19 protein-coding genes are annotated in these 22672 nt (G+C 64.8%); 8 read left to right on the top strand and 11 right to left on the bottom strand.

The window, feature by feature from the left end; translation table 11 throughout:
- Positions 1 to 243: 243 nt before the first annotated feature.
- Positions 244 to 2490 (top strand): NADP-dependent isocitrate dehydrogenase, encoded by a 2247-nt coding sequence (locus tag LY284_RS23845; protein WP_045455420.1) that lies wholly within the window; start codon positions 244 to 246, stop codon positions 2488 to 2490.
- Between the two features lie 207 nt (positions 2491 to 2697).
- A complete protein-coding gene (locus tag LY284_RS23840; protein ID WP_233388170.1) occupies positions 2698 to 3237 on the top strand; it encodes a hypothetical protein in 540 nt (179 codons plus the stop codon).
- A 39-nt stretch (positions 3238 to 3276) separates the two neighbouring features.
- Here the strand turns inward: LY284_RS23840 and LY284_RS23835 are convergent, their stop codons facing one another.
- Complete coding sequence (locus LY284_RS23835) at positions 3277 to 4479, bottom strand: glycosyltransferase (RefSeq protein ID WP_233388169.1); 1203 nt, start codon at positions 4477 to 4479, stop codon at positions 3277 to 3279.
- A gap of 465 nt (positions 4480 to 4944) precedes the next feature.
- Between LY284_RS23835 and ispH the strand changes: the two genes are divergently transcribed.
- A complete protein-coding gene (gene ispH, locus LY284_RS23830; protein ID WP_045452649.1) occupies positions 4945 to 5907 on the top strand; it encodes a 4-hydroxy-3-methylbut-2-enyl diphosphate reductase in 963 nt (320 codons plus the stop codon).
- A gap of 13 nt (positions 5908 to 5920) precedes the next feature.
- Positions 5921 to 7075 (top strand): adenosyl-hopene transferase HpnH, encoded by a 1155-nt coding sequence (hpnH, locus tag LY284_RS23825; protein ID WP_014251624.1) that lies wholly within the window; start codon positions 5921 to 5923, stop codon positions 7073 to 7075.
- Between the two features lie 65 nt (positions 7076 to 7140).
- Here the strand turns inward: hpnH and LY284_RS23820 are convergent, their stop codons facing one another.
- From LY284_RS23820 to LY284_RS23805, 4 genes are all read right to left on the bottom strand, one after another.
- Positions 7141 to 7536 (bottom strand): type II toxin-antitoxin system VapC family toxin, encoded by a 396-nt coding sequence (locus LY284_RS23820; protein ID WP_233388168.1) that lies wholly within the window; start codon positions 7534 to 7536, stop codon positions 7141 to 7143.
- Positions 7533 to 7772 carry a type II toxin-antitoxin system Phd/YefM family antitoxin gene (locus LY284_RS23815; protein ID WP_374730260.1) on the bottom strand — a complete coding sequence of 80 codons (240 nt, stop codon included), beginning with the start codon at positions 7770 to 7772 and terminating at the stop codon, positions 7533 to 7535. The genes LY284_RS23820 and LY284_RS23815 overlap by 4 nt, the downstream gene beginning before the upstream one ends.
- 148 nt (positions 7773 to 7920) lie before the next feature.
- Complete coding sequence (locus LY284_RS23810; protein ID WP_008354281.1) at positions 7921 to 8115, bottom strand: YbdD/YjiX family protein; 195 nt, start codon at positions 8113 to 8115, stop codon at positions 7921 to 7923.
- 11 nt (positions 8116 to 8126) lie between these two features.
- Complete coding sequence (locus LY284_RS23805) at positions 8127 to 10211, bottom strand: carbon starvation CstA family protein (protein WP_045452643.1); 2085 nt, start codon at positions 10209 to 10211, stop codon at positions 8127 to 8129.
- A 255-nt stretch (positions 10212 to 10466) separates the two neighbouring features.
- On the opposite strand from LY284_RS23805, the gene LY284_RS23800 reads away from it, so the two are divergent.
- Together LY284_RS23800 and LY284_RS23795 are read left to right on the top strand one after the other, a co-directional pair.
- Positions 10467 to 11894, top strand: a complete 1428-nt coding sequence (locus tag LY284_RS23800) for a cache domain-containing protein (RefSeq protein WP_053569742.1) — start codon at positions 10467 to 10469, stop codon at positions 11892 to 11894.
- The gene (locus LY284_RS23795; RefSeq protein ID WP_233388167.1) at positions 11884 to 12522 is read left to right on the top strand and encodes a response regulator transcription factor; all 639 of its coding nucleotides are present in this window, start codon (positions 11884 to 11886) and stop codon (positions 12520 to 12522) included. The genes LY284_RS23800 and LY284_RS23795 overlap by 11 nt, the downstream gene beginning before the upstream one ends.
- A 30-nt stretch (positions 12523 to 12552) precedes the next feature.
- On the opposite strand, the gene LY284_RS23790 is transcribed toward LY284_RS23795, so the two are convergent.
- Positions 12553 to 13170 (bottom strand): phospholipid-binding protein MlaC, encoded by a 618-nt coding sequence (locus tag LY284_RS23790; protein ID WP_077158032.1) that lies wholly within the window; start codon positions 13168 to 13170, stop codon positions 12553 to 12555.
- Positions 13171 to 13439: 269 nt separating this feature from the next.
- Between LY284_RS23790 and LY284_RS23785 the strand changes: the two genes are divergently transcribed.
- Both LY284_RS23785 and LY284_RS23780 read left to right on the top strand, forming a co-directional pair.
- On the top strand, positions 13440 to 16100 hold the full coding sequence (locus LY284_RS23785) for an MMPL family transporter (protein ID WP_233388166.1): 2661 nt from the start codon (positions 13440 to 13442) through the stop codon (positions 16098 to 16100).
- A complete protein-coding gene (locus LY284_RS23780) occupies positions 16097 to 17071 on the top strand; it encodes an MlaA family lipoprotein (protein ID WP_375294282.1) in 975 nt (324 codons plus the stop codon). Before LY284_RS23785 ends, LY284_RS23780 begins: the two co-directional genes overlap by 4 nt.
- A 33-nt stretch (positions 17072 to 17104) precedes the next feature.
- Here the strand turns inward: LY284_RS23780 and LY284_RS23775 are convergent, their stop codons facing one another.
- From LY284_RS23775 to hpnD, 5 genes are all read right to left on the bottom strand, one after another.
- Positions 17105 to 17578 carry an acyl-CoA thioesterase gene (locus tag LY284_RS23775; protein ID WP_233388165.1) on the bottom strand — a complete coding sequence of 158 codons (474 nt, stop codon included), beginning with the start codon at positions 17576 to 17578 and terminating at the stop codon, positions 17105 to 17107.
- A gap of 128 nt (positions 17579 to 17706) precedes the next feature.
- Complete coding sequence (locus tag LY284_RS23770; protein WP_375294281.1) at positions 17707 to 18393, bottom strand: phosphorylase; 687 nt, start codon at positions 18391 to 18393, stop codon at positions 17707 to 17709.
- Positions 18390 to 20369: a squalene--hopene cyclase gene (gene shc, locus LY284_RS23765; protein WP_233388164.1), complete on the bottom strand. Its 1980-nt coding sequence runs from the start codon at positions 20367 to 20369 to the stop codon at positions 18390 to 18392. Before shc ends, LY284_RS23770 begins: the two co-directional genes overlap by 4 nt.
- Positions 20369 to 21646, bottom strand: a complete 1278-nt coding sequence (gene hpnE, locus LY284_RS23760) for a hydroxysqualene dehydroxylase HpnE (RefSeq protein ID WP_233388163.1) — start codon at positions 21644 to 21646, stop codon at positions 20369 to 20371. The genes shc and hpnE overlap by 1 nt, the downstream gene beginning before the upstream one ends.
- Positions 21646 to 22494 carry a presqualene diphosphate synthase HpnD gene (gene hpnD, locus LY284_RS23755; RefSeq protein WP_014251611.1) on the bottom strand — a complete coding sequence of 283 codons (849 nt, stop codon included), beginning with the start codon at positions 22492 to 22494 and terminating at the stop codon, positions 21646 to 21648. Before hpnD ends, hpnE begins: the two co-directional genes overlap by 1 nt.
- Between the last annotated feature and the right edge of the window lie 178 nt (positions 22495 to 22672).

The following is a 22672-nucleotide window of genomic DNA, read 5'->3' as shown; positions in this document are numbered from 1 at the left end:
TCGCGAAATCGGTGCGTGAAACGTTCCGGCTGCCGCAACGACGGCAAAACGTCGCAACTCTTCTATAAGACTTGAAAAATCTTAAGTCGTTGATATAGCAAGATAAACGCCTGTTTTCGCCGTCCGCGGGAGCCGAAATTCACACGCGCGCGTCGCAAAATCAGGCAGAATAGCGGTTTGTTGCCGGAGGGGTGACGCAGCCGGCGGTTTTTTCCAACCTGTTTTCGGATGTCGAGACAAGCGATGAGTAACCAGCAACCCACCATCATCTACACCCTGACCGACGAAGCTCCGCTGCTCGCGACCAGCGCCTTTCTGCCGATCATCCGTACCTTCACCGCGCCGGCGGGTGTCAACGTCGCGACGAGCGACATTTCGGTGGCCGCGCGCATCCTGGGCGAATTCCCCGAATACCTGACCGACGCGCAAAAGGTCCCCGACAACCTGGCGAAGCTCGGCGAGCTCACGCAGGACGCCGACACCAACATCATCAAGCTGCCGAACATCAGCGCGTCGCTGCATCAATTGACGAGCGCGATCAAGGAATTGCAGTCGAAGGGCTACAAGCTGCCCGACTACCCCGAAGAGCCGAAGAACGACGAAGAGAAAGCCATCCGCGCCCGCTATGGCAAGTGTCTCGGCTCGGCGGTGAACCCGGTGCTGCGCGAAGGCAATTCGGACCGCCGCGCGCCGCTCGCCGTCAAGAACTACGCGAAGAAGCATCCGCACAGCATGGGCGAGTGGAGCATGGCCTCGCGCACGCACGTCGCGCACATGAAGCACGGCGACTTCTATCACGGCGAAAAGTCCGTCACGAACGATAAAGCGCGCGAAGTGCGCATGGAACTCGTCACGAAGCGCGGCGAAACCATCGTGCTCAAGCCGAAGGTCAAGCTGCAGGACGGCGAGATCGTCGACAGCATGTTCATGAGCAAGAAGGCGCTCGTCGAGTTCTACGAAGACCAGATGCAGGACGCGTTCGACACGGGCGTCATGCTGTCGCTGCACGTCAAGGCGACCATGATGAAGGTCTCGCACCCGATCGTCTTCGGCCACGCCGTGAAGGTCTTCTATAAGGACGCGTTCGCGAAGCACGCGAAGCTCTTCGAAGAACTCGGCATCAACGTGAACAACGGCCTCGTCGATCTGTACACGAAGATCGAGGCGTTGCCGGAATCGCAGCGCGACGAAGTCATCCGCGACATGCACGCGTGCCACGAAAAGCGCCCGGCGCTGGCGATGGTCGATTCCGCCAAGGGCATCTCGAACCTGCACGCGCCGAACGACGTGATCGTCGACGCATCGATGCCCGCGATGATCCGCGCTGGCGGCAAGATGTGGGGCGCCGACGGCCGTCCGCAAGACACGAAGTGCCTGATTCCGGAAAGCACGTTCGCGCGCATCTATCAGGAAATCATCAACTTCTGCAAGACCAATGGCGCGTTCGACCCGAAGACCATGGGCACGGTGCCGAACGTCGGCCTGATGGCGCAGAAGGCCGAAGAGTACGGCTCGCACGACAAGACCTTCGAGATCGCCGAAGACGGCACGGCGCGCATCGTCGACAACGCGACGGGCGAAGTCATCGAAGGGCTGACGCAGGAAGTCGAGAAGGGCGACATCTGGCGCATGTGCCTCGTGAAGGATGCGCCGATCCGCGACTGGGTCAAGCTCGCCGTGACGCGCGTGAAGAACTCGGGCACGCCGGCGGTGTTCTGGCTCGACCCGTACCGTCCGCACGAAGCCGAACTGATCAAGAAGGTCGAGACGTACCTGAAGGATTACGACACCACGGGCCTCGACATCCAGATCATGTCGCAAGTGCGCGCGATGCGTTACACGCTCGAACGCGTGATTCGCGGCATGGACACGATCTCGGCCACGGGCAACATCCTGCGCGACTACCTCACCGACCTGTTCCCGATCATGGAACTCGGCACCAGCGCGAAGATGCTGTCGATCGTTCCGCTGATGGCGGGCGGCGGCCTGTATGAAACGGGCGCGGGCGGTTCGGCGCCGAAGCACGTCCAGCAGCTCGTGCAGGAAAACCACCTGCGCTGGGACTCGCTCGGCGAATTCCTCGCGCTGGCTGTCTCGCTGGAAGAGCTCGGCATTAAGAACGACAACGCGCGCGCGAAGCTCGTCGCGAAGGCGCTGGATTCGGCCACTGGCAAACTGCTCGACAACAACAAGAGCCCGTCGCCGAAGACTGGCCAGCTCGACAATCGCGGCAGCCAGTTCTATCTCGCGATGTACTGGGCGCAGGAACTCGCCTCGCAGACCGAAGACAAGGCGCTCGCCGAGCAGTTCGCGCCGCTCGCCAAGACGCTGGCTGCGAACGAGCAGAAGATCGTCGACGAACTCGCCGCCGTGCAAGGCAATGCGGCGGATATCGGCGGCTACTACAAGCCGGACGAGGCCAAGCTCGAAGCCGTGATGCGCCCGAGCAAGACGCTCAACGACGCGCTCGCGCAAGCTCAGGCGAAGTAAGGCGGAAGCGGACGCGCGTCATGCGCGTTCCGGCAAACCGGCATCTCTTTTCGAGATGCCGGTTTTGTTTTTGAGCCGACGATTTCTTCCGCGTAATCCGTGCCTTCGGTGCAATTGGTTACAACCTGTGCCAGCCTCGCCAAAGTCGAGCGGGTAAAATCGTTGCCTCGCCGCACGGCTGCAAGACACCGACACAGACACATTCGCATGAATCTACACGACCAGCTCGGCGCGCTGGAGTCGAGCCTCGACACGCTCCTCAGGACCGCCGCCGCATCTGACCTGACATCGGCTGAACCGGCTGAACAGGCTTCGCCGCCGAACGTTGCTTCGCCCGGCGAACCGCCCGCATTGCGCGATGCCCGCGAACCCGCCGATTCCACCGATTCCGCCGCACCCGCCGAACCGCCCGCGCTGAACGAGCCGCCGACGCTCGTCGTGTCGCGCCCGGAGCGCGACGCCATCGAAATGACCATCGCGGGCAAGACCGTGAAGCTGAGCCCGGAAGGCGTGTCCGAGCTGATCGAGGAGTTGTCGAACGTGCGCGCGTCGATGTCGGCGGAGCAGCCGATGGGCGTCGCGCCGGGATGGCGCTTCGCGGCCACCAAGAATCCGCTCATGGCGACGCAGAAATACCCCAACGGCGACCGCCTGCTGCTCATGCGTCACGGCGGGCACGGCTGGGTGCCGTTCACGTTGTCGCCGAACATGGTCATCGAGCTGTACGCCATGTTGACGAAAAAATAAGGCGGCTTCGTTGTCGAAGCCGCCCGCGCGGTCACGCAATCACGAACCTTCCTGAGTCGGCGCCTGCACGCGCGCCTTCCATTGCCCGCCCTTCCCGCTCCAGTAACGCACGGCTGAACCGACCGTCGCGCTGACATAGAACAACGCGACGAGCGGCAGGAGCGGCGCCCAAAACAGCGATCTGCGGTAATAGCGCAGCATCGGCCCATACGCGATGCACATGAACGCCCACGCCGCGCACGCGGGCCACGCGCGCGGGCCGAATGCCAGCGCGAAGACCGGCGGCACGAGATAGATCAGCACCATGCCGAGCAGCGTGCCGGCAAGCAGCAGCGGCGAATAGCGCAACTGCGTGAACGCGGTGCGCGCGATCATGTTCCAGATTTCGCGCCAGTCGTCGTACGGACGCAGCGATTCGCTGCGCTCGGCGAGGTCGAGGCGGATCGGCCGCGCGTCGTTGCGGCCCGCGCGATGCTTGATGCGCTCGGCGAGACTGCAATCGTCGATCAGTTCCTGACGGATCGATTCGATGCCGCCCGCTTCCACCAGCGCCGAACGGCGCACGAGCATGCATCCGCCCGCCGCGCCCGCGGTGGACTTCTTCACGTCGTTGACCCACGCGAACGGATACAGCTTCGCGAAGAAGAACACGAACGCGGGAATCAGCGCTTTTTCCGAGAGCGAATCGCAGCGCAGGCGGACCATCAGCGAGACCAGATCGCGGTCTTCGAGGATCGTGCGCGCGACGAGTTGCGTGGCGGCGTCGGCGGGATGGTAGATGTCGGCATCGGTCAGCAACAGGAACTCGGCGGGCAGGCCGAGCGAATCGATCGCGCCGATGCCCTGCGACTGCGCCCACACCTTGCCCGACCAGCCCGGCGGCAACGGCTGGGCGGTCAGCACGGTCAGGCGGTCTTCGAGCCCGAGATCGCGTGCGGCGGCGAGCGCGACGCTGGCGGTGCCGTCGGTGCTGTGGTCATCGACGACGATCACATGGAATGCGCCCGCGTAGTCCTGCTTGAGCAGCGAGCCGACCGCGCGCCCGATCACATCGGCTTCATTGCGCGCGGGCACGACCGCGACCAGCGCGGGCCATGCGCCGCGCCGCGCGATCTCCGCGTTGCCGAGGGCGTGGATCGTCGTATCGGACAGCGCCGGCGCGGCCTGCGCACGCCAGAAGCCGCCGCGGGCGAAAAGCAGCACGATCCATATCAGGAATGAGAGCCAGGCGATCAATAGCATGTAATTAATGATTCACGTGTAAACAGTTTTGCCGCCGGACTGCGATCCGGCCGCTTTTGGACCCGGGTTCGACCTGCGTCCATACCGTAACGTTGCGCGAAAAATACACCGCGCCAGAAGGTAGGAAGCCCAGTCCGGTCACCTGCGGCACGGGCCCGCGACGCGCGAGTCGCGCAGCGCGGGGCCCGAAGCGTCCGACAGTTTACTGGCTTCTGCGAACCGCCGTATTTACATGCCTCGCGCCAACGCCGGCATTGAAACAGGCATTGAGCACCCAAAAAGGGAACGCGTTAGAATACGCGGTCATCTTCGGCGCGCAGACCGACATCACCGTGTCTTTTTTTCCGATCTGCTTTCCCGGGCCTTCCGAACGTCTCCGAGTGTCGTTCAGGGCCGCGTCTTTGGGAAAGCGCGAGCTTCGCGCCGGCTAACCCGAGACCCGCGTCAGTCGGAGTTCGTTCGAATATGCGTATTATCCTTGCTCAACCCCGCGGCTTTTGTGCGGGCGTGGTCCGCGCGATCGAGATCGTCGATCGGGCGCTCGAACGGCATGGCGCACCGGTCTACGTGCGTCACGAAATCGTTCATAACCGTCATGTCGTCGACAATCTGCGCAGCAAGGGCGCACGTTTCGTCGAAGAACTGGATGAAGTGCCGCACGGCGCGGTCGCGATTTTCAGCGCACACGGCGTCGCGCGAAGCGTCGAGAAAGACGCGCAGACGCGCGGTCTCGATGTGCTGGACGCCACCTGCCCGCTCGTCACCAAGGTTCACGTGCAAGGCCGCCAGTATGTCGCGCAGGGGCGCACGCTGATTCTGATCGGCCATGCGGGCCATCCGGAAGTCGAAGGCACGATCGGGCAGATTCCGGGCGTCGTCGTGCTGGTGCAAAGCGAAGCCGAGGTCGCGAAGATGACGCTCGCGCCCGACACGCCCGTGGCGTATGTCACGCAGACCACGCTGTCCGTCGATGACACGCGCGGCATCATCGACGCCTTGCAGCGCCGCTTCACGGATATCGTCGGGCCTGACACGCGCGACATCTGCTACGCGACGCAAAACCGGCAGGCCGCGGTGCGCGAGCTGTCGAAGCAGGTGGACGTGCTGCTCGTGGTCGGCGCGACCAATAGTTCCAATTCGAATCGTCTGCGGGAGATCGGCGCCGAAAGCGGCGTGCCGAGCTACCTCGTCGCGGACGGTTCAGAGATCAGGCCGGAATGGTTTGCCAACGTGCAGACGGTCGGCCTCACCGCGGGCGCTTCGGCGCCCGAGGAAATGGTCAAACATGTGATCGATGCCCTGCGCGCATTCGGCAACGTCGAAGTCACGACGATGAACGGCCGCGAGGAAAAGGTCGAATTCAAACTCCCCGCGAAACTTATCCAGCCGGTCGCCGCCGTTGCGGCAACCGCGATTCGCGAAGAATAAGGAGAGGACGCAATTGTCTATCCCGATGCTCCAGAAGGCCCGCGTTGGCGCCTACATTTTCAAGCAGCACTTCACGGGCACGAAGCGCTATCCGCTCGCGCTGATGCTGGAACCGCTGTTCCGCTGCAATCTCGCGTGTAACGGCTGCGGCAAGATCGATTATCCGGACCCGATCCTGAACCAGCGTCTGTCGCTGGAGGAGTGCCTCGAAGCCGTCGACGAGTGCGGCGCGCCGGTCGTGTCCATTGCAGGCGGCGAGCCGCTCCTGCACAAGGAAATGCCGCAGATCGTAAAGGGCATCATGGCGCGCAAGAAGTTCGTGTATCTCTGCACGAATGCGCTCCTGATGGAAAAGAAAATGGACGATTACGAGCCGAGCCCGTACTTCGTCTGGTCCGTTCACCTGGACGGCGACCGCGAGGCGCACGATCACTCGGTCTCGCAACCGGGCACGTACGACAAGGCTGTCGCGGCCATCAAGGAAGCGAAGCGCCGTGGCTTTCGCGTGAACATCAACTGCACGCTGTTCAACGACGCGGAACCGGAGCGCGTGGCGAAGTTCTTCGATACGCTCGGTCCCATCGGCGTCGATGGCATTACCGTGTCGCCGGGCTACGCGTACGAACGCGCGCCGGACCAGCAGCACTTCCTGAACCGCGACAAGACCAAGAATCTGTTCCGCGAGATCTTCAAGCGCGGCAACAACGGCAAGAACTGGTCGTTCAGCCAGTCGACGCTGTTCCTCGACTTTCTCGCGGGCAATCAGACCTATCAGTGCACGCCGTGGGGCAACCCGGCGCGCACGGTGTTCGGCTGGCAGAAGCCGTGCTATCTGGTCGGCGAAGGTTACGTGAAGACCTTCAAGGAACTGATGGAAACGACCGACTGGGACAAGTACGGCACCGGCAAGTACGAGAAGTGCGCGGACTGCATGGTGCACTGCGGCTTCGAAGCGACCGCCGTGATGGATACGGTGGCGCATCCGCTCAAGGCGGCGAAAATCGCGCTGTCGGGCCCGCGCACGACCGGCGCGTTCGCGAAGGATTTGCCGATCGACAAGCAGCGTCCGGCGGAATTCGTGTTCTCGAAGCATGTCGAGATCAAGCTGGAAGAGATCGGACGCAAGCAGAAGAACAAGGGCGCGAAGGCGGCGGCGGCGGTGAATTGATTCGCGTGTTGCGTTGATCGATGAAGGGCGGACGGCTGATGAGCGTCCGCCTTTTTTCTTGCTGCTTACCAGATCGTCTTGACGTGCTCGTACTTGCGAATCAATCGATCCTTCGTGACGATGGGCGCCGACAGCGAACGCGCCGTCGCCACGATCAAGCGGTCTGCCGGGTCATTGTGAAACTCGCCTGGGAGATCGATCGACCTGATGGCGATATTGTTGTCCACGGGTACGAAACTCACCCCGTCGATTCGATTCACTTTCTCGATCCAGTCGCCGACGTCCATCGAAAGGCGTATCTTGCCTCGCCGCACGAGCAGCGCGATTTCCCAGGCTGTGATCGTGGAGACGACAATCTCGCCGTCGTCGCCCGATTCCTTTCTTATGGCCGAGAGCGCTTGCTTGCTGAGTGCGCCTCCGCCGACCCACCACAACAGCGTATGCGTGTCCAGCAGGATCATCGATACGCCTCCCAATCGCCCTCGCCGATCGGCTCGAACGCGTCTTCGCAGAACAGCACGCTGCCGCGCAATTCTTCTAGCGGCGTAAGTGTCGAACTCTCATACCGGCGCACTTCCAGCACCGGCTTGCCATGGTCTGTCACGATCATGCTTTCTCCCGTGGATTCGACGAGCCGGAAGTACTCAAGCGCCTTGGCCTTGAACTCCGATTTAGAAACTCGTTTGACAGTCATGATAGCGACCCTGGTCATGTGACGATAGTCATTTTACCCTCGTCCGGATGGAATAGGCAAAAGCGGCAGTCCGTCCGCAAAAAAAACGCGACGGCTCATCACCGTCGCGTTCTCATCTACAAGTCAGCAGCGCTGCATCAACAGCGCTGAGTCAACAGCACTTCCCCGCCCCGCTGCCATACCTCGCCTCCTGCCGCTCGCGAAAGAACTCCGCGTACGACATGACAGGCTTGTCGGGGTGCGTCGTCTGCATGTGCGTGACGTAGGCGTCGTAATCGGGCATGCCGACCATCAGGCGCATCGTCTGGCCGAGATACCGTCCTGCTTGCCGAAGATCGCTGAACATTGCTCGACTCCTCAGTGGCCCGCACGCACGGTGCTGGAAGCGCCCGCGGGCATCGCCTCGAACGGCGTCTCGCGCACTGTCGGCTTCGATTCGCGGCGGGCGCGCAGCACCGCCAGCACGCCATACACCGCGATGCTCAGCACCACGAAGATGAACAGACCGGCGAGCGCCGCATCGACATAATCATTGAAGATGATGCGCTGCATCTCCGGCAGCGACTTCGCCGGGGCCATGACCTTGCCCGCGTCGAACGCTTCCTTCAGCTTGGCCGCGTGCGCGAGGAAACCGACCTTCGGATTGGCGTCGAAAATCTTCTGCCAGCCGGCCGTCAACGTGCAGATGAGCAGCCACACGGTCGGCACCAGCGTCACCCACGCGTAGCGCTCGCGCTTCATCTTGAAGAGCACGACGGTGCCGAGCATCAGCGCGATGCCCGCGAGCATCTGGTTCGAGATGCCGAAGAGCGGCCACAGCGTGTTGATGCCGCCGAACGGATCGACCACGCCCTGATACAGGAAGTAGCCCCACGCGGCGACGCACAGCGCGGTCGCGGTCAGGTTCGCCGGCAGCGATTCCGTGCGGCGCAGCGCCGGATGGAAGGTGCCGAGCAAGTCCTGCAGCATGAAGCGGCCGGCGCGCGTGCCCGCATCGACGGCGGTCAGGATGAAGAGCGCCTCGAAGAGAATCGCGAAGTGATACCAGAAGGCCATCATCGCCGGGCCGCCGATCACCTGATGCAGGATCTCGGCCATGCCGACCGCGAGCGTCGGCGCGCCGCCCGCACGCGCGACGATCGTCGTTTCGCCCACCGCCTTCGCCGTCGATGTCAGCATGTCCGGTGTCAGCGCGAAGCCCCAGCTCGACACGGTCTGCGCGACCGCTTCCGGCGTCGTGCCGAGCAGCGCTGCGGGGCTGTTCATTGCGAAGTACACGCCGGGTTCGATCACGCATGCGGCGACGAGCGCCATGATCGCGACGAACGATTCCATCAGCATCGCGCCATAGCCGATGAAGCGCATGTTGACTTCGTTATCGATCATCTTGGGCGTCGTGCCCGACGAGATCAGCGCATGGAAGCCCGACACCGCGCCGCACGCGATGGTGATGAAAAGGAACGGGAAGAGATTGCCCGCCCAGACCGGACCGGAACCATCGACGAACTTCGTGAACGCCGGCATCTTCAACTCGGGCGCGACGATCAGAATGCCGATCGCGAGGCCGAGAATCGTGCCGATCTTGAGGAACGTCGAGAGATAATCGCGCGGCGCGAGCAGGAGCCACACCGGCAGCACCGACGCAACGAAGCCGTAGCCGATCAGAATCCACACGAGTTGCGTGCCGGTGAACGTGAAGTACGGCGCGAGCGCTGCCGATTCGGCCACCTGGCCACCGTAGATGATCGCGAGCATCAGCCCGATAAAGCCGATGATCGACACCTCGCCGATCTTCCCCGGACGAATGTAGCGCGTATAGACGCCCATGAAGAGCGCGATGGGAATGGTCGCGGCGACGGTGAACGTGCCCCACGGCGAATTCGTCAGCGCCTTCACGACGATGAGCGCGAGCACCGCGAGGATGATCACCATGATGAGGAACGCGCCGAACAGCGCGATCACGCCCGGCACGGTACCGAGCTCCATCTTGATGAGATCGCCGAGCGAGCGGCCGTCGCGGCGCGTCGAGATGAACAGCACGACGAAGTCCTGCACCGCGCCCGCGAACACCACGCCCGCGAGAATCCACAGCATGCCGGGCGTGTAGCCCATCTGCGCCGCGAGCACCGGGCCGACGAGCGGACCCGCGCCCGCGATCGCCGCGAAGTGATGGCCGAACAGCACGTATCGGTTGGTCGGCACGTAGTCGAGGCCGTCGTTGTGGCGCACGGCGGGCGTCATGCGCAGGCCGTCGAGTTGCAGCACCTTGCCCGCGATGAAGCGCGAGTAAAACCGGTAAGCGATGAGATACACGCAGACCGCCGCGATGACGATCCAGAGTGCGCTGATACGCTCGCCGTGTGCGAGCGCGATGGTGCCGAATGCGAACGCGCCCAATAGCGCGAGCGCGATCCAGACCAGGAATCCGGAAGCCCGATTCATGGCGTCTCCTTAGTTATTGACCGTGTCGGCCGATGGTTGCGCCGTGATAGCGCATTGGGCGGTAGTATTCGCTTTCGCCCGGGCGCTTACAAGCGCATAACTACGTATGCGCGCTACGTGGCTTCACGTAGCGGAAAACCCTGTATCGCCAATCAAGTGACGCACGACGCCGCCATGCGGCCCAGTTCGGGCGTTCCCGAAGGGTTGCCCTGCGAAGGGCAACGCATGGCTGTTTTGTATGTGAACAGGCCTTTGATGAAACTGAAGTCGAAGATCTTTCTGCTCGCAGTGGTGCCGTTCGCACTGGCCATCGCCGGAATCACCTACGGCGTGCGCCAGCAGGCCGAATCGCTCGCACAGGCGCAGCACGAAACCACGCAGGCCGCGTATATGTCGAGCAAGGAAATCGAGCTTCGGCATTACGTCGAGTTGGCGATGAGCGCGGTCGCGCCTTATTACGACGCAGCCGCCGACGATCCACGCAGCGACGACGAACGCCGCCGCCTCGCGCTCGACGCGCTGCAACGGCTGGATTTCGGCCAGGACGGCTACTTTTTCGTCTATACGATGCGCGGCACGTCGCTCATGCATCCGCGCCAGCCCGATCTCGTCGGACGCGATCTCTGGCTCATGCGCGATCCGAACGGCGCGCTGACCATCCAGCAGCTCATCGAAGAAGCGTCGAAAGGCGGCGGCTACGTGCGCTATGTGTGGCGGCGGCCGTCCACCGGCCTGCTCGCGCCGAAGCTCGGCTATGTCGTGCCGCTGCCGCGCTGGGGCTGGATGATCGGCACCGGCATTTATCTGGAGGATGTCGAAACGACGCTCGCGCGCATCGATTCGCAGGCGGCCGCGAACATCGAACGCACGCTCAAATGGATCGGCGCGATTGCGCTTGCGGCGCTCGCGATCATCGCGGTGTGCGGCGCGGTGCTCAACATCAGCGAACATCGCAGCGCGGACGCAAAGCTCAAGCGCCTCGCCCGGCAAGTCGTGGACTCGCAGGAGCAGGAACGCGCGAGACTGTCGCGCGAACTGCACGACGGCATCAGCCAGATGCTCGTCTCCGTGAAGCTGCTGCTCGAATCGGCGCTCGCGCGGTTCGAGCGTGGCGCCGCGCGCGAGCCGACCGCCGAAGCCGCGCTGGCGACAAGCCTGGGCCGTCTCTCCGGCACGCTGCGCGAAGTGCGCCGCATCTCGCACGCGCTGCGGCCCGCAATGCTCGACGATCTTGGGCTCGCCGCCGCGCTCGAACAGCTTGCGCGCGAGCTCGACGGTCAGGACGGCATCGAAGTGCGCTTCGAATCGATGACGGAAGGCAAACCTTGTGCGGCGCAGCGCGCGATCCTGCCCGATCCCGTCAATACCGTGCTGTTTCGCATCGCGCAGGAAGCGCTGACCAACATCGCGCGGCATGCGCAGGCATCGCGCGCGGCGATCGCGCTCGATATCGCGCCGCACGCCGTCACACTCGACATCACCGACAACGGCCGCGGCTTCGATGCGCACGACGCGTTTTCCAGCCCGTCGAGCGGCGTCGGCCTGCGCAACATGCGCGAACGGCTCGATACGCTCGGCGGCGCGCTCGCGATCAGTTCGCAGCTCGGCCGCACGTCGATCACCGCGACGGTGCCGTTGCCGCTCGCCGCACCGAATTTTCAGGGATATACCGATGAGCGTTGAATCCGCCCGCATCATTCTCGTGGACGATCACCCGCTCGTGCGCGACGGCTTGCGCGCACGGCTCGACTCCGTGCCGCATTTACGCGTGATCGGCGAGGCTGGCAATGCGAAGGAAGCGCTCGCGCTCGCCGCCGACGAGTCGAATCCGCCCGATCTCGCGCTGATGGACGTCGGCATGGCGGGCATGAGCGGCATCGAGCTGGCGGCGCTGTTTCACGAGCGTTTTCCGGGCATACGCGTGCTGATGTTGTCGATGCACGACAACGTCGAATATGTGAAGCAGGCGGTGCGCGCGGGCGCGAGCGGCTACGTGCTGAAGGACTCGCCCTCGGCCGAGATCATTCAGGCGATCGACGCCGTGCTCGCCGGCAAGACGTTTTTCAGCGCAGGGCTCGCCGTGCGCATGATCCAGGCACAGTCGATGCAGACGCCGCACGAACGCCTGACACCGCGCGAACTCGACATTCTCGATGCGCTTGCCGAAGGTTTGTCCAGCAAGCAGATCGCGCAGCAGCACGGACTTTCAGTGCGCACGGTGGAGACGCACCGGTTGAATCTCAAGCGCAAACTGGATATCGACGGGCAGGCCGAGCTGATCAAGTACGCGGTGGAGCACCGCAGAACGTGAAGCCCGGCCGCGCCGGAAGGAAGCGCGTGATCAACCCGCCGAACGGGCGTTATGCTCCGAGAGGAACTTGATGAGGGCGTCCACGCCGCCCTTTTGCAACTGACCGGCGAACTGTTGCTGATAGACCTGGATAAGCCATGCGCCCATCATGTCGATGTCGTAGATTTTCCAGCCCTGCGGCGTCTTTTGCAGGCGGTAGCGCACCGGATTGTCGCCGCCCGTGGAAATGACGTGGGATTCGACGACCGTGTCCTTCGTGTTGGCGTCGAGGCTGGGCGCGTCGAACTTGAACTTCACGTCCTGGTCGCGCAGTTGCGACAGGGACGCCGCGTAGGTGCGGACGAGCAACGTCTGGAACTGGTCGTAAAGCTGCTTCTGCTGCTCGGGCGTGGCGCTCGCCCAGGCCTTGCCGACCGCGATGCGCGTCGTGCGCTGGAAGTCGGTGGCGGGCAGAAAGCGCGTTTCGACCAGCTGCGTGATCTTCGCCATGTCGCCGCCGCGCGCCTGCGGGTCGGCCTTCATGGCGTTGACGGTGCCCTCGACGGCGTTCTTCACGACGGCATCGGGACTCGTTTGTGCAAGCGCCTCGCCGGTGAAAGACATCGAGGCAAGGAGAAAAGCGAAGCAAATGGACAGATAGCGTTTCATGGCACCCGTTCTCTGATCAGGTTTGTTGGCGCGCGGCGTGGCTGATTCTGCGGCCTTCGGACGTTGCAAAAGCGGCCATATGGCTGCGGGGTCAGTATACCGACACCGCAGCGCCGCAACAGTTCAAGCACGGAGTGTCCCGATGCGCCCGCTATACTTGCGCGGCACACCGCGTGTCTTGACGGCACGGTTCGGAATCCGGCGGTCGGCATCATGCAATCCGCGCGTTCGCACGCGCAAAAATAACAGGACACACAGGTAGCGTCTTCATGCTGACGTCCAACATTACCCGCTTCGTCACACTCGCCATCCGCCGCCCGGCGTGGATTATCGCCGTTTCGATCCTGCTCGGCGTCTTGTCCACGATTTATGTCGTTCACAATTTCCGTATCAGCACCGATGTCAGCCAGTTGATCGAAACCGAGCCCGAATGGGCCGCGCGCAGCAAGGCTATCGACAAGGCATTTCCGCAGCGCGGCGCAACGCTTCTGATCGTCGTGGAAGCGCCCGGCCAGGAATTCGCCGATGCCGCCGCGAACGAGCTCGCCGCCGCGCTCGCCAAGGAGCCGGAGCGCTTCAAGTCGGTGTCGCAGCCACAGGGCGGCGCGTTCTTCGAGCACAACGGCCTGCTCTATCTGCCGGCCGCTAAGGTCGAAGAAACCACGAAGCAGCTCGTGCAGGCGCGCCCGCTCATCAACACGCTCGCGCACGATCCGACGCTCACCGGTCTCGCGCAGACGCTCAACACCACGCTCAATCTGCCGCTGACGCTCGGACAGGTCAGTCTCGGCCAGATGGCCAGTCTGCTCGACAAGAGCGCCACCGTGCTCGACCGCGTGCTGGAACAGAAGCCCGCCGCGTTCTCGTGGCGCGATCTGGCCGATTCGTCGAAGACCGATACGGCCGGGCGCGCCTTCGTCACCGTGCTGCCCGAACTCAACTTCAATGCGCTGAAGGCGGCGGCGGGTGCGTCGGACGAGATTCGCGCGAAGGCGGCGGAACTCGGCATCGACAAGAAGTACGGTGCGACGCTGCATCTGACCGGCGCGCAGCCGCTCGCCGACGAGGAATTCGCCTCCGTGCAGGACGGCGCCGAGCTCAACGGCGCGCTGACTTTCCTCGTCGTGCTGATCATTCTGTGGGTCGCGCTGCGCTCGAAGCGCATGATTCTCGCGGTGCTCATCACGCTTTTCGTCGGGCTCGCAATCACCGCCGCGCTCGGCCTCATGATGGTCCACGCGCTCAACATGATCTCGGTCGCGTTCATGGTGCTGTTCGTGGGCCTCGGCGTGGACTTCGGCATTCAGTTCGGCGTGAAGTATCGCGAAGAGCGTTTCAGGCACAAGCGGCTCGACGTATCGCTCGCGGAAACCGCGCGCCATGTCGCGGTGCCGCTCACGCTCGCCGCGGCCGCGACCGCCGCGAGCTTCTTCTCGTTCCTGCCGACCGCGTATCGCGGCGTGTCGGAGTTGGGGCTGATCGCGGGCGTCGGCATGTTCGTCGCGTACGCCACCAACATGACGCTGCTGCCCGCGCTCATCAAGGTCTTCGCGCCGCCGGGCGAAGCGCATTCGCCGGGCTTTCCGGTGCTCGCGCCCGTCGACGAATTCCTCGACCGGCATCGCAAGCCTGTGCTGATCGGCACGCTCGTCGTGGTGATCGGCGCGCTGCCGCTGCTCTTCGATCTGCGTTTCGACTTCAACCCGCTGCATCTGAAGGACCCGCATACCGAGTCGATGGCGACGCTCACCTCGCTCAAGGATTCGCCTGAAGGCGCGGTCAACGATGTCGCGGTTCTCGCGCCCTCGCTCGCCGAAGCCGACCGTATCGCCGCGAAGCTGGAAAAGCTGCCCGAAGTCGAGCGCGCAACCACGCTCTCGTCGCTCATTCCCGACGATCAGCCGAAGAAGCTCGCGCTCATCAAAGCCGCCGCCGATCAGCTTTTGCCCGCGCTTGATCAGAAGACCGCCGCGCCGGTGACCGACGAAGTGCGCGTCGCGGCGTTGAAGCGCCTGTCGAACCAGTTGTCGCTCGCCGCCGACGAGCATCCCGGACCCGGCGACAAACAGGCGAAACATCTGTCGCAGACGCTCGCGAAGCTGGCCCAGGCCGACGCCGCTGCGCGCGACCGCGCCGAGCACGCGATGGCCGAGCCGCTGCGTCTCGCGCTCGCGCACTTGCGCGCGCTGCTCACGCCGACGGAAATCACGCGCGCGACGCTGCCGCCGCAAATGGTCGCGTCGTTCGTGACGCCGAACGGCCAGGCGCTCGTCGATGTATCGCCGAAAATTCCGGCGGGCGTCGATCCCAACGACGACGCGCTGCTCGCCCGCTTCGCCGATGCCGTGCAGAAGGCCGAGCCGGACGCGATCGGCGGGCCGATTTCCGTGCGCCATTCGGCGGACACCATCATCAAGGCGTTCCAGCAGGCGGCGCTCTACTCGCTCATTGCGATCGCGGTGCTGCTGTGGATCGCGCTACGTCGTTTTGGCGATGTTTTGCGAACTTTGGTACCGTTGCTGGTTTCTGCGATCGTCACGCTGGAACTGTGCGTCGTCTTCCGGATGCCGCTCAATTTCGCGAACATCATCGCGCTGCCGCTGATGCTGGGCGTCGGCGTCGCGTTCAAGATCTATTTCGTAATGGCGTGGCGCTCGGGCCAGACACGGCTGCTACAGTCGAGCCTCACCCATGCCGTTATGTTCAGTGCGGCCACGACCGCGACGGCATTCGGCAGCCTGTGGTTCTCCCATCATCCGGGCACGTCCAGCATGGGACGGCTGCTGGCGCTGTCGCTCCTGTGCACCCTGATCGGCGCGGTGGTGTTCCAGCCCGTGCTGATGGGCAAGCCGCGCAAAGTGCGTGCGGCCGATCGCGCGAAGCTGCGAGCGGCGCGACGCCATGACAACCTAAGAGGAATTGAAGAATGAAGTCGGGATCGGCGGCATTGTCCGCTCGTGCAATGCGTAAGTTGGGATTGAGTCTGATGATCGCGGGCGCGCTCGCGACCGCGGGCTGCGCGACTGGCCCGGATCGGAATCCGAAAGACCCGCTCGAACCGATGAACCGCAAGATCTTCACGTTCAACGACACGCTCGACACCTACGTTGCAAAGCCCGTCGCGCAGTTCTATGTGGATTACACGCCGAGCCCGTTCCGCACGGCCGTCAGCAACTTCTTCTCGAATCTCGGCGACTTCTCCAACTTCGCGAACAATCTGCTGCAATTGAAGATCACCGACGCGACGCAGGATTTGATGCGTATCGCGATGAACTCGGTGTTCGGTATCGGCGGCCTGATCGATATCGCGTCGCCCGCCGGACTGCCGAAGCATCATCAGGACTTCGGCCTGACGCTCGGGCACTACGGCATGCCGGCGGGGCCGTATCTGGTGTTGCCGCTGCTGGGGCCGAGTTCGGTGCGCGATTCCACGACGTGGCTCGTCGACTGGCGCGTGAACCCGCTTAGCTACTCGGAAGCGGAGATTCGCTGGCCGCTCTTCGGCGTGAACTTCGTGAGCGCGCGTGCCGATTTGATCGGCGCGACCGACCTTCTTTCGGCGGCGGCGCTCGACAAATACGCGTTCGTGCGCGACGCGTACACGCAGCGTCGGCAGTATCTGTTGACGGGCGGCGGCGCTTCCACGCTGCCCGATTACGGCGACGAGGGTGTGTCGGCTCCCGAAGGCGCGAGCGCGCCGGGCGAAAGCGGCGGCGGCAGCAAGGAGCAGGGCTTGCCGACGTATGACGATCCGGGCGCGGCGGCGTCGCCGGCGGGCGGGATGGGCGGCAAATCGCCCGCGCCGGTGGAGAATGCGCCGAAGGCGCAGCCGTCGCCGAGTTCCAGTCAGGGACAGGGCTTGCCGCAGTATGACGATCCGGCGGCGCAGCCGGCGAAGTGATGAGTCAACGGGCGCTGCGGCGCCCGTTGGTTTTTAGTGGGCTTCTTCTTCGGCCCGTTCCTCGATCAGATCGTCGCCTGAAACCTTGGGTGCTTCGACCGCGCGCTGATCGCGGCGATACGCTTCGAAAAGCTCGTCGGCATAACGGATCTGCGTACGGCCGTGCGGCTCCGGTTCACCCTGCTCGCTGAGATTGACGAACACCATCCTCTCGACGGTCAGAATGCTCTTGCGCGTGATCTTGTTGCGCACTTCCGCACGCAACGTGATCGACGTCCGGCCGAAATGCGTCGCGGTGATACCCAGTTCGATGATGTCGCCCTGGCGCGCCGAGCTCACGAAGTTGATCTCCGACATGAACTTGGTCACGACGCGCTGATTGCCGAGTTGCGAGATCGCGTAGATGGCGGCTTCCTCGTCGATCCAGCGCAGAAGGCTGCCGCCGAAGAGGGTGCCGTTCGGGTTCAAGTCTTCCGGCTTGACCCATTTGCGGGTGTGAAAATTCATTTGCAGTGCCTCGCTTGCTTACGGCGCGCGCCGGAAAACGAATGCTCACGACGCACGCTTGAATAGGGTTTTCCCTGATTATACAAATCTAAGGGTTAACCCGCAGAAAGCAAGGGCTGCGGAACCGCTTATCCCAACACCAACGCCCGCGCCGATTCCATCGCGTGCCGTGCCTGCACGAGCGTCACGCGGGCTTCCCGCGCATCGGACGCGAGGCGCAACAGCGCGCCGAGTTGCGACGGCTCGCGCAGCAATTCCCGCAGAATCGGCCCGATCGCCGTGGTGCCGTCGTCGCGCAAACCGGCGGTCGCGGCGGGCGGCAGCGTGCGCCAGGCCGGATCGACCACCGCGCGGCACACCGCGAACGGCAGCCCGCGCGCGGTTGCGATCGCGCCTGCGATATGCGATTCCATATCGACGGCAAGCGCGCCCGTCGACGAATGCAGCGAGCGCTTTTCCGCCTCGCTCTTGACAGGCGCCGTCACGCCCGACATCTTGCCGCGCCGCATGACACGCTCCACGGGCGTGCCCGCGAACGCATCGACGATACGCGCCGACCACGCCGCATCCGTGCGCAACTCGCCGAACGGCCCGCACACGCTTTCCGCGACGATCAGCGCGCCCGGCGCGAGATCCGGCGCCAGCCCGCCCGCCGTGCCGAAGCTGATGACGCCCGAGCAGCCGCGCGCGATCGCATCGGACAACGCGCGTTCGAGCCAGTCGGCGCGCGCCGCGAACACGACATCGACGCCCCGCCCGCGCACGATCTTCGCCTCGAACGCCATGCCGGTCACGGCGACGACGGGCGCGCTCACATCGCCGCCGTCACGCGCGTGAGCCCTTCGCGCGTCAGATTGCGGTAACGCGCGAGCGCCCACAGCGGGAAGAACTTGCGATAGCCGTGGTAGCGCAGATAGAACACGCGCGGGAAGCCCGTTGCGGTGAAGCGCGTTTCGTCCCACAGCCCGTCTGTCCGCTGCGTCTTCATCAGATAGCCAATGCCGCGCGCGACCGCCGGATGCTCGACCCGACCCGCCGCCATCAGCCCGAGCAGCGCCCACGCGGTCTGCGACGAGGTGCTCGTGGCCTGTTCGTAGCCGCGGTAGTCGAGCTTGTAACTGTCGCCGTCCTCGCCCCAGCCGCCGTCCGCGTTCTGGATGCCGATGAGCCAGTCCGCCGCGCGCGTCATGCGCGGGTCCGTCGGCGCGACGCCCGCGGCGTTCAGCGCGGACATCGCCGACCAGGTGCCGTAGACGTAGTTCAGGCCCCAGCGGCCATACCAGCTTCCGTCGCGTTCCTGATCGTTCACGATGTACTCGAACGCGCGCCGCGCCGGCTCGCTGTTGAGCGATGTCTCGCCGAGCTGGGCGAGCATCGAGAGACACCGCGCGGAGACATCGACCGTCGGCGGATCGAGCAGCGCGCCATGATCGGAGAACGGAATGTTGTTCAGGTAGTACTGCGTGTTTTCGGGTTCGAACGCGCCCCAGCCGCCGTCGCTGCTCTGCATGCCGACGACCCACTCGCGCGCCCGCGCGATCGATTCGCCGTACAGCGCCGTGCCGTTCTCGCGGTCCGCCCTCTCCATCGCCATCGCGACGACGGCGGTGTCGTCGACGTCCGGATAATGCGGGTTCGCGAACTGGAACGCCCAGCCGCCCGGCCGCACGTTCGGGCGGCGCGAAACCCAGTCGCCGCGCACATCCAGGATCTGCAGCGGCACCAGCCATTCGAGGCCGCGCGTGACCGCCGCGCGCGCCTTCGGCTCGCCCGTCTCGAGCAGCGCGTGCGCCGCGAGCGACGTGTCCCACACCGGCGAGAGGCACGGCTGGCAATACGCCTCGCCGTCGTCGGCTTCATCGACGATCAGCAGCTTGTCGAGCGACTTGCGCGCGATCGCGCGATTCGGGTGCTCGGGCGGATAGCCCAGCACGTCGTACATCATCACCGAGTTGGCCATCGCCGGGAAAATCGCGCCGAGGCCGTCTTCGCCGTTCAGGCGCTCGTCGACGAAACGCACCGCTTCATCGACCGCGCGCTCGCGGCCCGCTTTCGGCAAGAGCGGATCGGCTAGGCGCAGAATCGAATCGACCACGCGGAAGAACGCGAACCAGCCGCGACTCTGATGCCCCGAGCGCGACGGCATGCCGGTATTGACCGGCGGATTCGTGAACACTTCGTCGATGCGCACGCCGCGCGGATTGCGCGCGCGCGGGCGCTTGGCGTTGAGCACGAGCATCGGCACGATCACCGTGCGCGCCCAGTACGACACCTTCGAGAGATGGAACGGGAACCACATCGGCAGCCGCATGATCTCGACGGGCATCATCGGCACCGCGCGCCACGACACCACGCCGAACAGCGCGAGCAGGATGCGCGTGAACACGTTCACCTTTTCCGCGCCGCCCGCGGCGAGAATCGCGGCGCGCGCGCGCTGCATGTGCTCGGCCTCGGGCGAATCGCCGATCATCTTCAGCGCGAAATACGCCTTGACGGTCGCGGAGACATCCATGGCGCCGTCGGTGAAAAGCGGCCAGCCGCCGTCCTCGCGTTGAATGCGCCGCAGATAGCGGCCGATTTTCGCTTCGAGCTTCTCGTCGGCGGTCTCGCCGAGATAGTGGACGAGCAGCACGTATTCGGCCGGAATAGTTGCGTCGGCTTCGAGTTCGTACAGCCAGTAGCCGTCGGGATGCTGCGCCGCGAGCAGCGCATCGGTCGCCTGGTGGATGGCGGCGTTGAGCGGGGCGCCCGACACGCGCGCACCCACGGCCGACAGGGATAAATCGTTCATCAGCGTTCCATCGATGGGTTCAACAGCGCATCCGCGGCCTTCTGGCCGGAGCGGATCGCGCCTTCGATCGTCGCGGGCAGACCGGTCGCCGTCCAGTCGCCCGCGAGCGTGAAATTGTGCCAGCGCGTGCGCGTGGCGGGCCGCAAGCCTTCCTGCGCGGGCACGGCGGCAAACGTGGCGCGCGGCTCCGCGACGACCTGCCAGGGCGGCGTCGGCGCGGCGGGCATGCGCAGCGCCTTCGACGTTTCCTGCCAGACACGCCGCGCGAGTTCGTCGTGCGGCGTCGCGAGCCAGCGGTCGGCGCACGCGAGCGTGACCGAAAGCCGCCCGCCGGCCGCGAAAATCCGGTCCGACATGCCGTTGACGACACACGTCAGCGGCGGCAATCCGGCGGGTGCATCGACGGCGAAATGCACCGTGACGATCGCCCGCCAGGCGTCCGGCGCACTCAGCCCCGGCGCCACGCGGCGCGCCGCATCGGGCGGCACGGCGAGCACCACGCCATCGTCCGCGCCGAGCATGACCGGCTCCGCCGCGCCTTCGAAAGCGAGCGAGCTTACACGCTCTCTCGAATCCGTGCCCGATATGCCGATGCTCGCCACGCGCGAGCCGAGCCGGATATCCGCGCCGCCATATTGCAAAAGGCGCAGCGCCGGCTCGACGAACGCATGCGACAGCCCGTTTCTCGCGACGAGCGGACGGCACGCCTGACCGCCCTGCCCGACCGTCTCGCGCAGCAGGCCGGCGGCAAGCTCGGCGCTCGCCTCGGAGGGATCGGCGTTGAGCATCGCGCGCAGAAGCGGCCGCACGAGCAGATTCCAGACGCGATCCTTGCGGCGCACGGATGCCTCGATCGTGCGTCCGGGCTTCGCGAAAAAGAGCGGCAGGACGGCGAGATAGTCGGCGGGCTGCGTGCCGGGCACGCGCGCATCGGCGTCGAAAAGCCAGCGCGGCAGGCGGCCGGGCGACATGCGAATGGTCCAGGCCTGGCCGCTCGCCGCGTCGAAGAACGGATACTCGGGCTGCGCCGGGCCGATCAGCGTGTCCGTCGCGCCGATCGCGCGCAGATACGCCATCGTCGATTGATTGCCTGACAGCAGCAAATGATTGCCGTTGTCGAGCGTCACACCGAGCTTGGGATCGAAGGACGAGCGGCAACGACCGCCCGCGTGAGGCGCCGCCTCGTGCAGCACGACGCGCGCGCCGCGCCGCTGGGCCTCGACCGCGGCGGCGAGACCGGCTACCCCCGCTCCGACAACGACAACCCGCCGGAACATCAGATCAGATGGCGCGCCACGATCCACAGCAGGCGCGCACGCGGCGTGCGCACGCGCGTGCGCGGCAGGTCGAAGCCGCGTTTCAGATTGGCGTCGAGCACCGTGCGATACGCCGCCGACATGATGCGCGGCGCGCGCACCTGCGAGCGCGGCGAAGCGGCCATGATCGCGTCGGACTGAGCGTAGTGGCCCTTCGCGCGCTCGGCGAGCACGGCGCACACGCGCGGCAGACGCGCATCGCCGACGATGGTCGCCGGATCGCTCGTCGAAATGCCTTCGCGCGCGAGCAGCTCGCGCGGCAGGTAGACGCGGCCGATTTCCGCGTCTTCGTCGATGTCGCGCAGGATGTTGGTCAGTTGCAGCGCGCGCCCGAGATGATGCGCGAGGCGTCGTCCGGCGTCCTCGTGCATCCCGAAGATCCTCACCGATAGCCGCCCGACCGCGCTCGCCACGCGATCGCAATACAGGTCGAGCGTGGCTTCGTCGGGCGCGACGATATCGCCGGCGGCGTCCATCGCCATGCCGTCGATCACGGCGTGGAAGTCGTCGCGGGAAAGCTGGAAAGCCTGGATGTGACGCGTGAGCGCTTCGAGCGCCGGCTTCGGCGTGCCGGCGTAGCACGCGTCGATATCCGCGCGCCACTGGTCGAGCGCGAGCGCGCGCTCGCGCCGCGGCAGCGTGCCTTCGTCGGCGATGTCGTCGACCGCGCGGCAGAACGCGTAAATCTGGTACATCGCGTCGCGCTGCGCAGCGGGAAGGATGCGCATCGCGAGATAGAACGAGCTGCCCGACGACGTTTTCGCGGCGTCCGGAGCAGATTCGTCAGCGATGATGTTGGAAACGGCCAAGACGAACTCCGCTGTGGCGCCCCCAAGGGCAAATTAAGTGATCGGGCGCCGGTCTCGATGCAACCCGGCGCGCGCGGAACCACCTGGCGCTGTGAGGGAGGACTCGAAGAGAAAAGCCGGCGCAAGCCGGCTGCGACTGCGCCGGAAGCGGCAAAGAGTATATCAATACTTTGCCCGA

The organism is Caballeronia sp. PC1 (genome assembly GCF_021353155.1).
Taxonomy (GTDB): Bacteria; Pseudomonadota; Gammaproteobacteria; order Burkholderiales; family Burkholderiaceae; genus Caballeronia; species Caballeronia cordobensis.
Note: the sequence above shows the minus strand (reverse complement) of the source record. Positions and strands in the feature narration are given on the sequence as shown.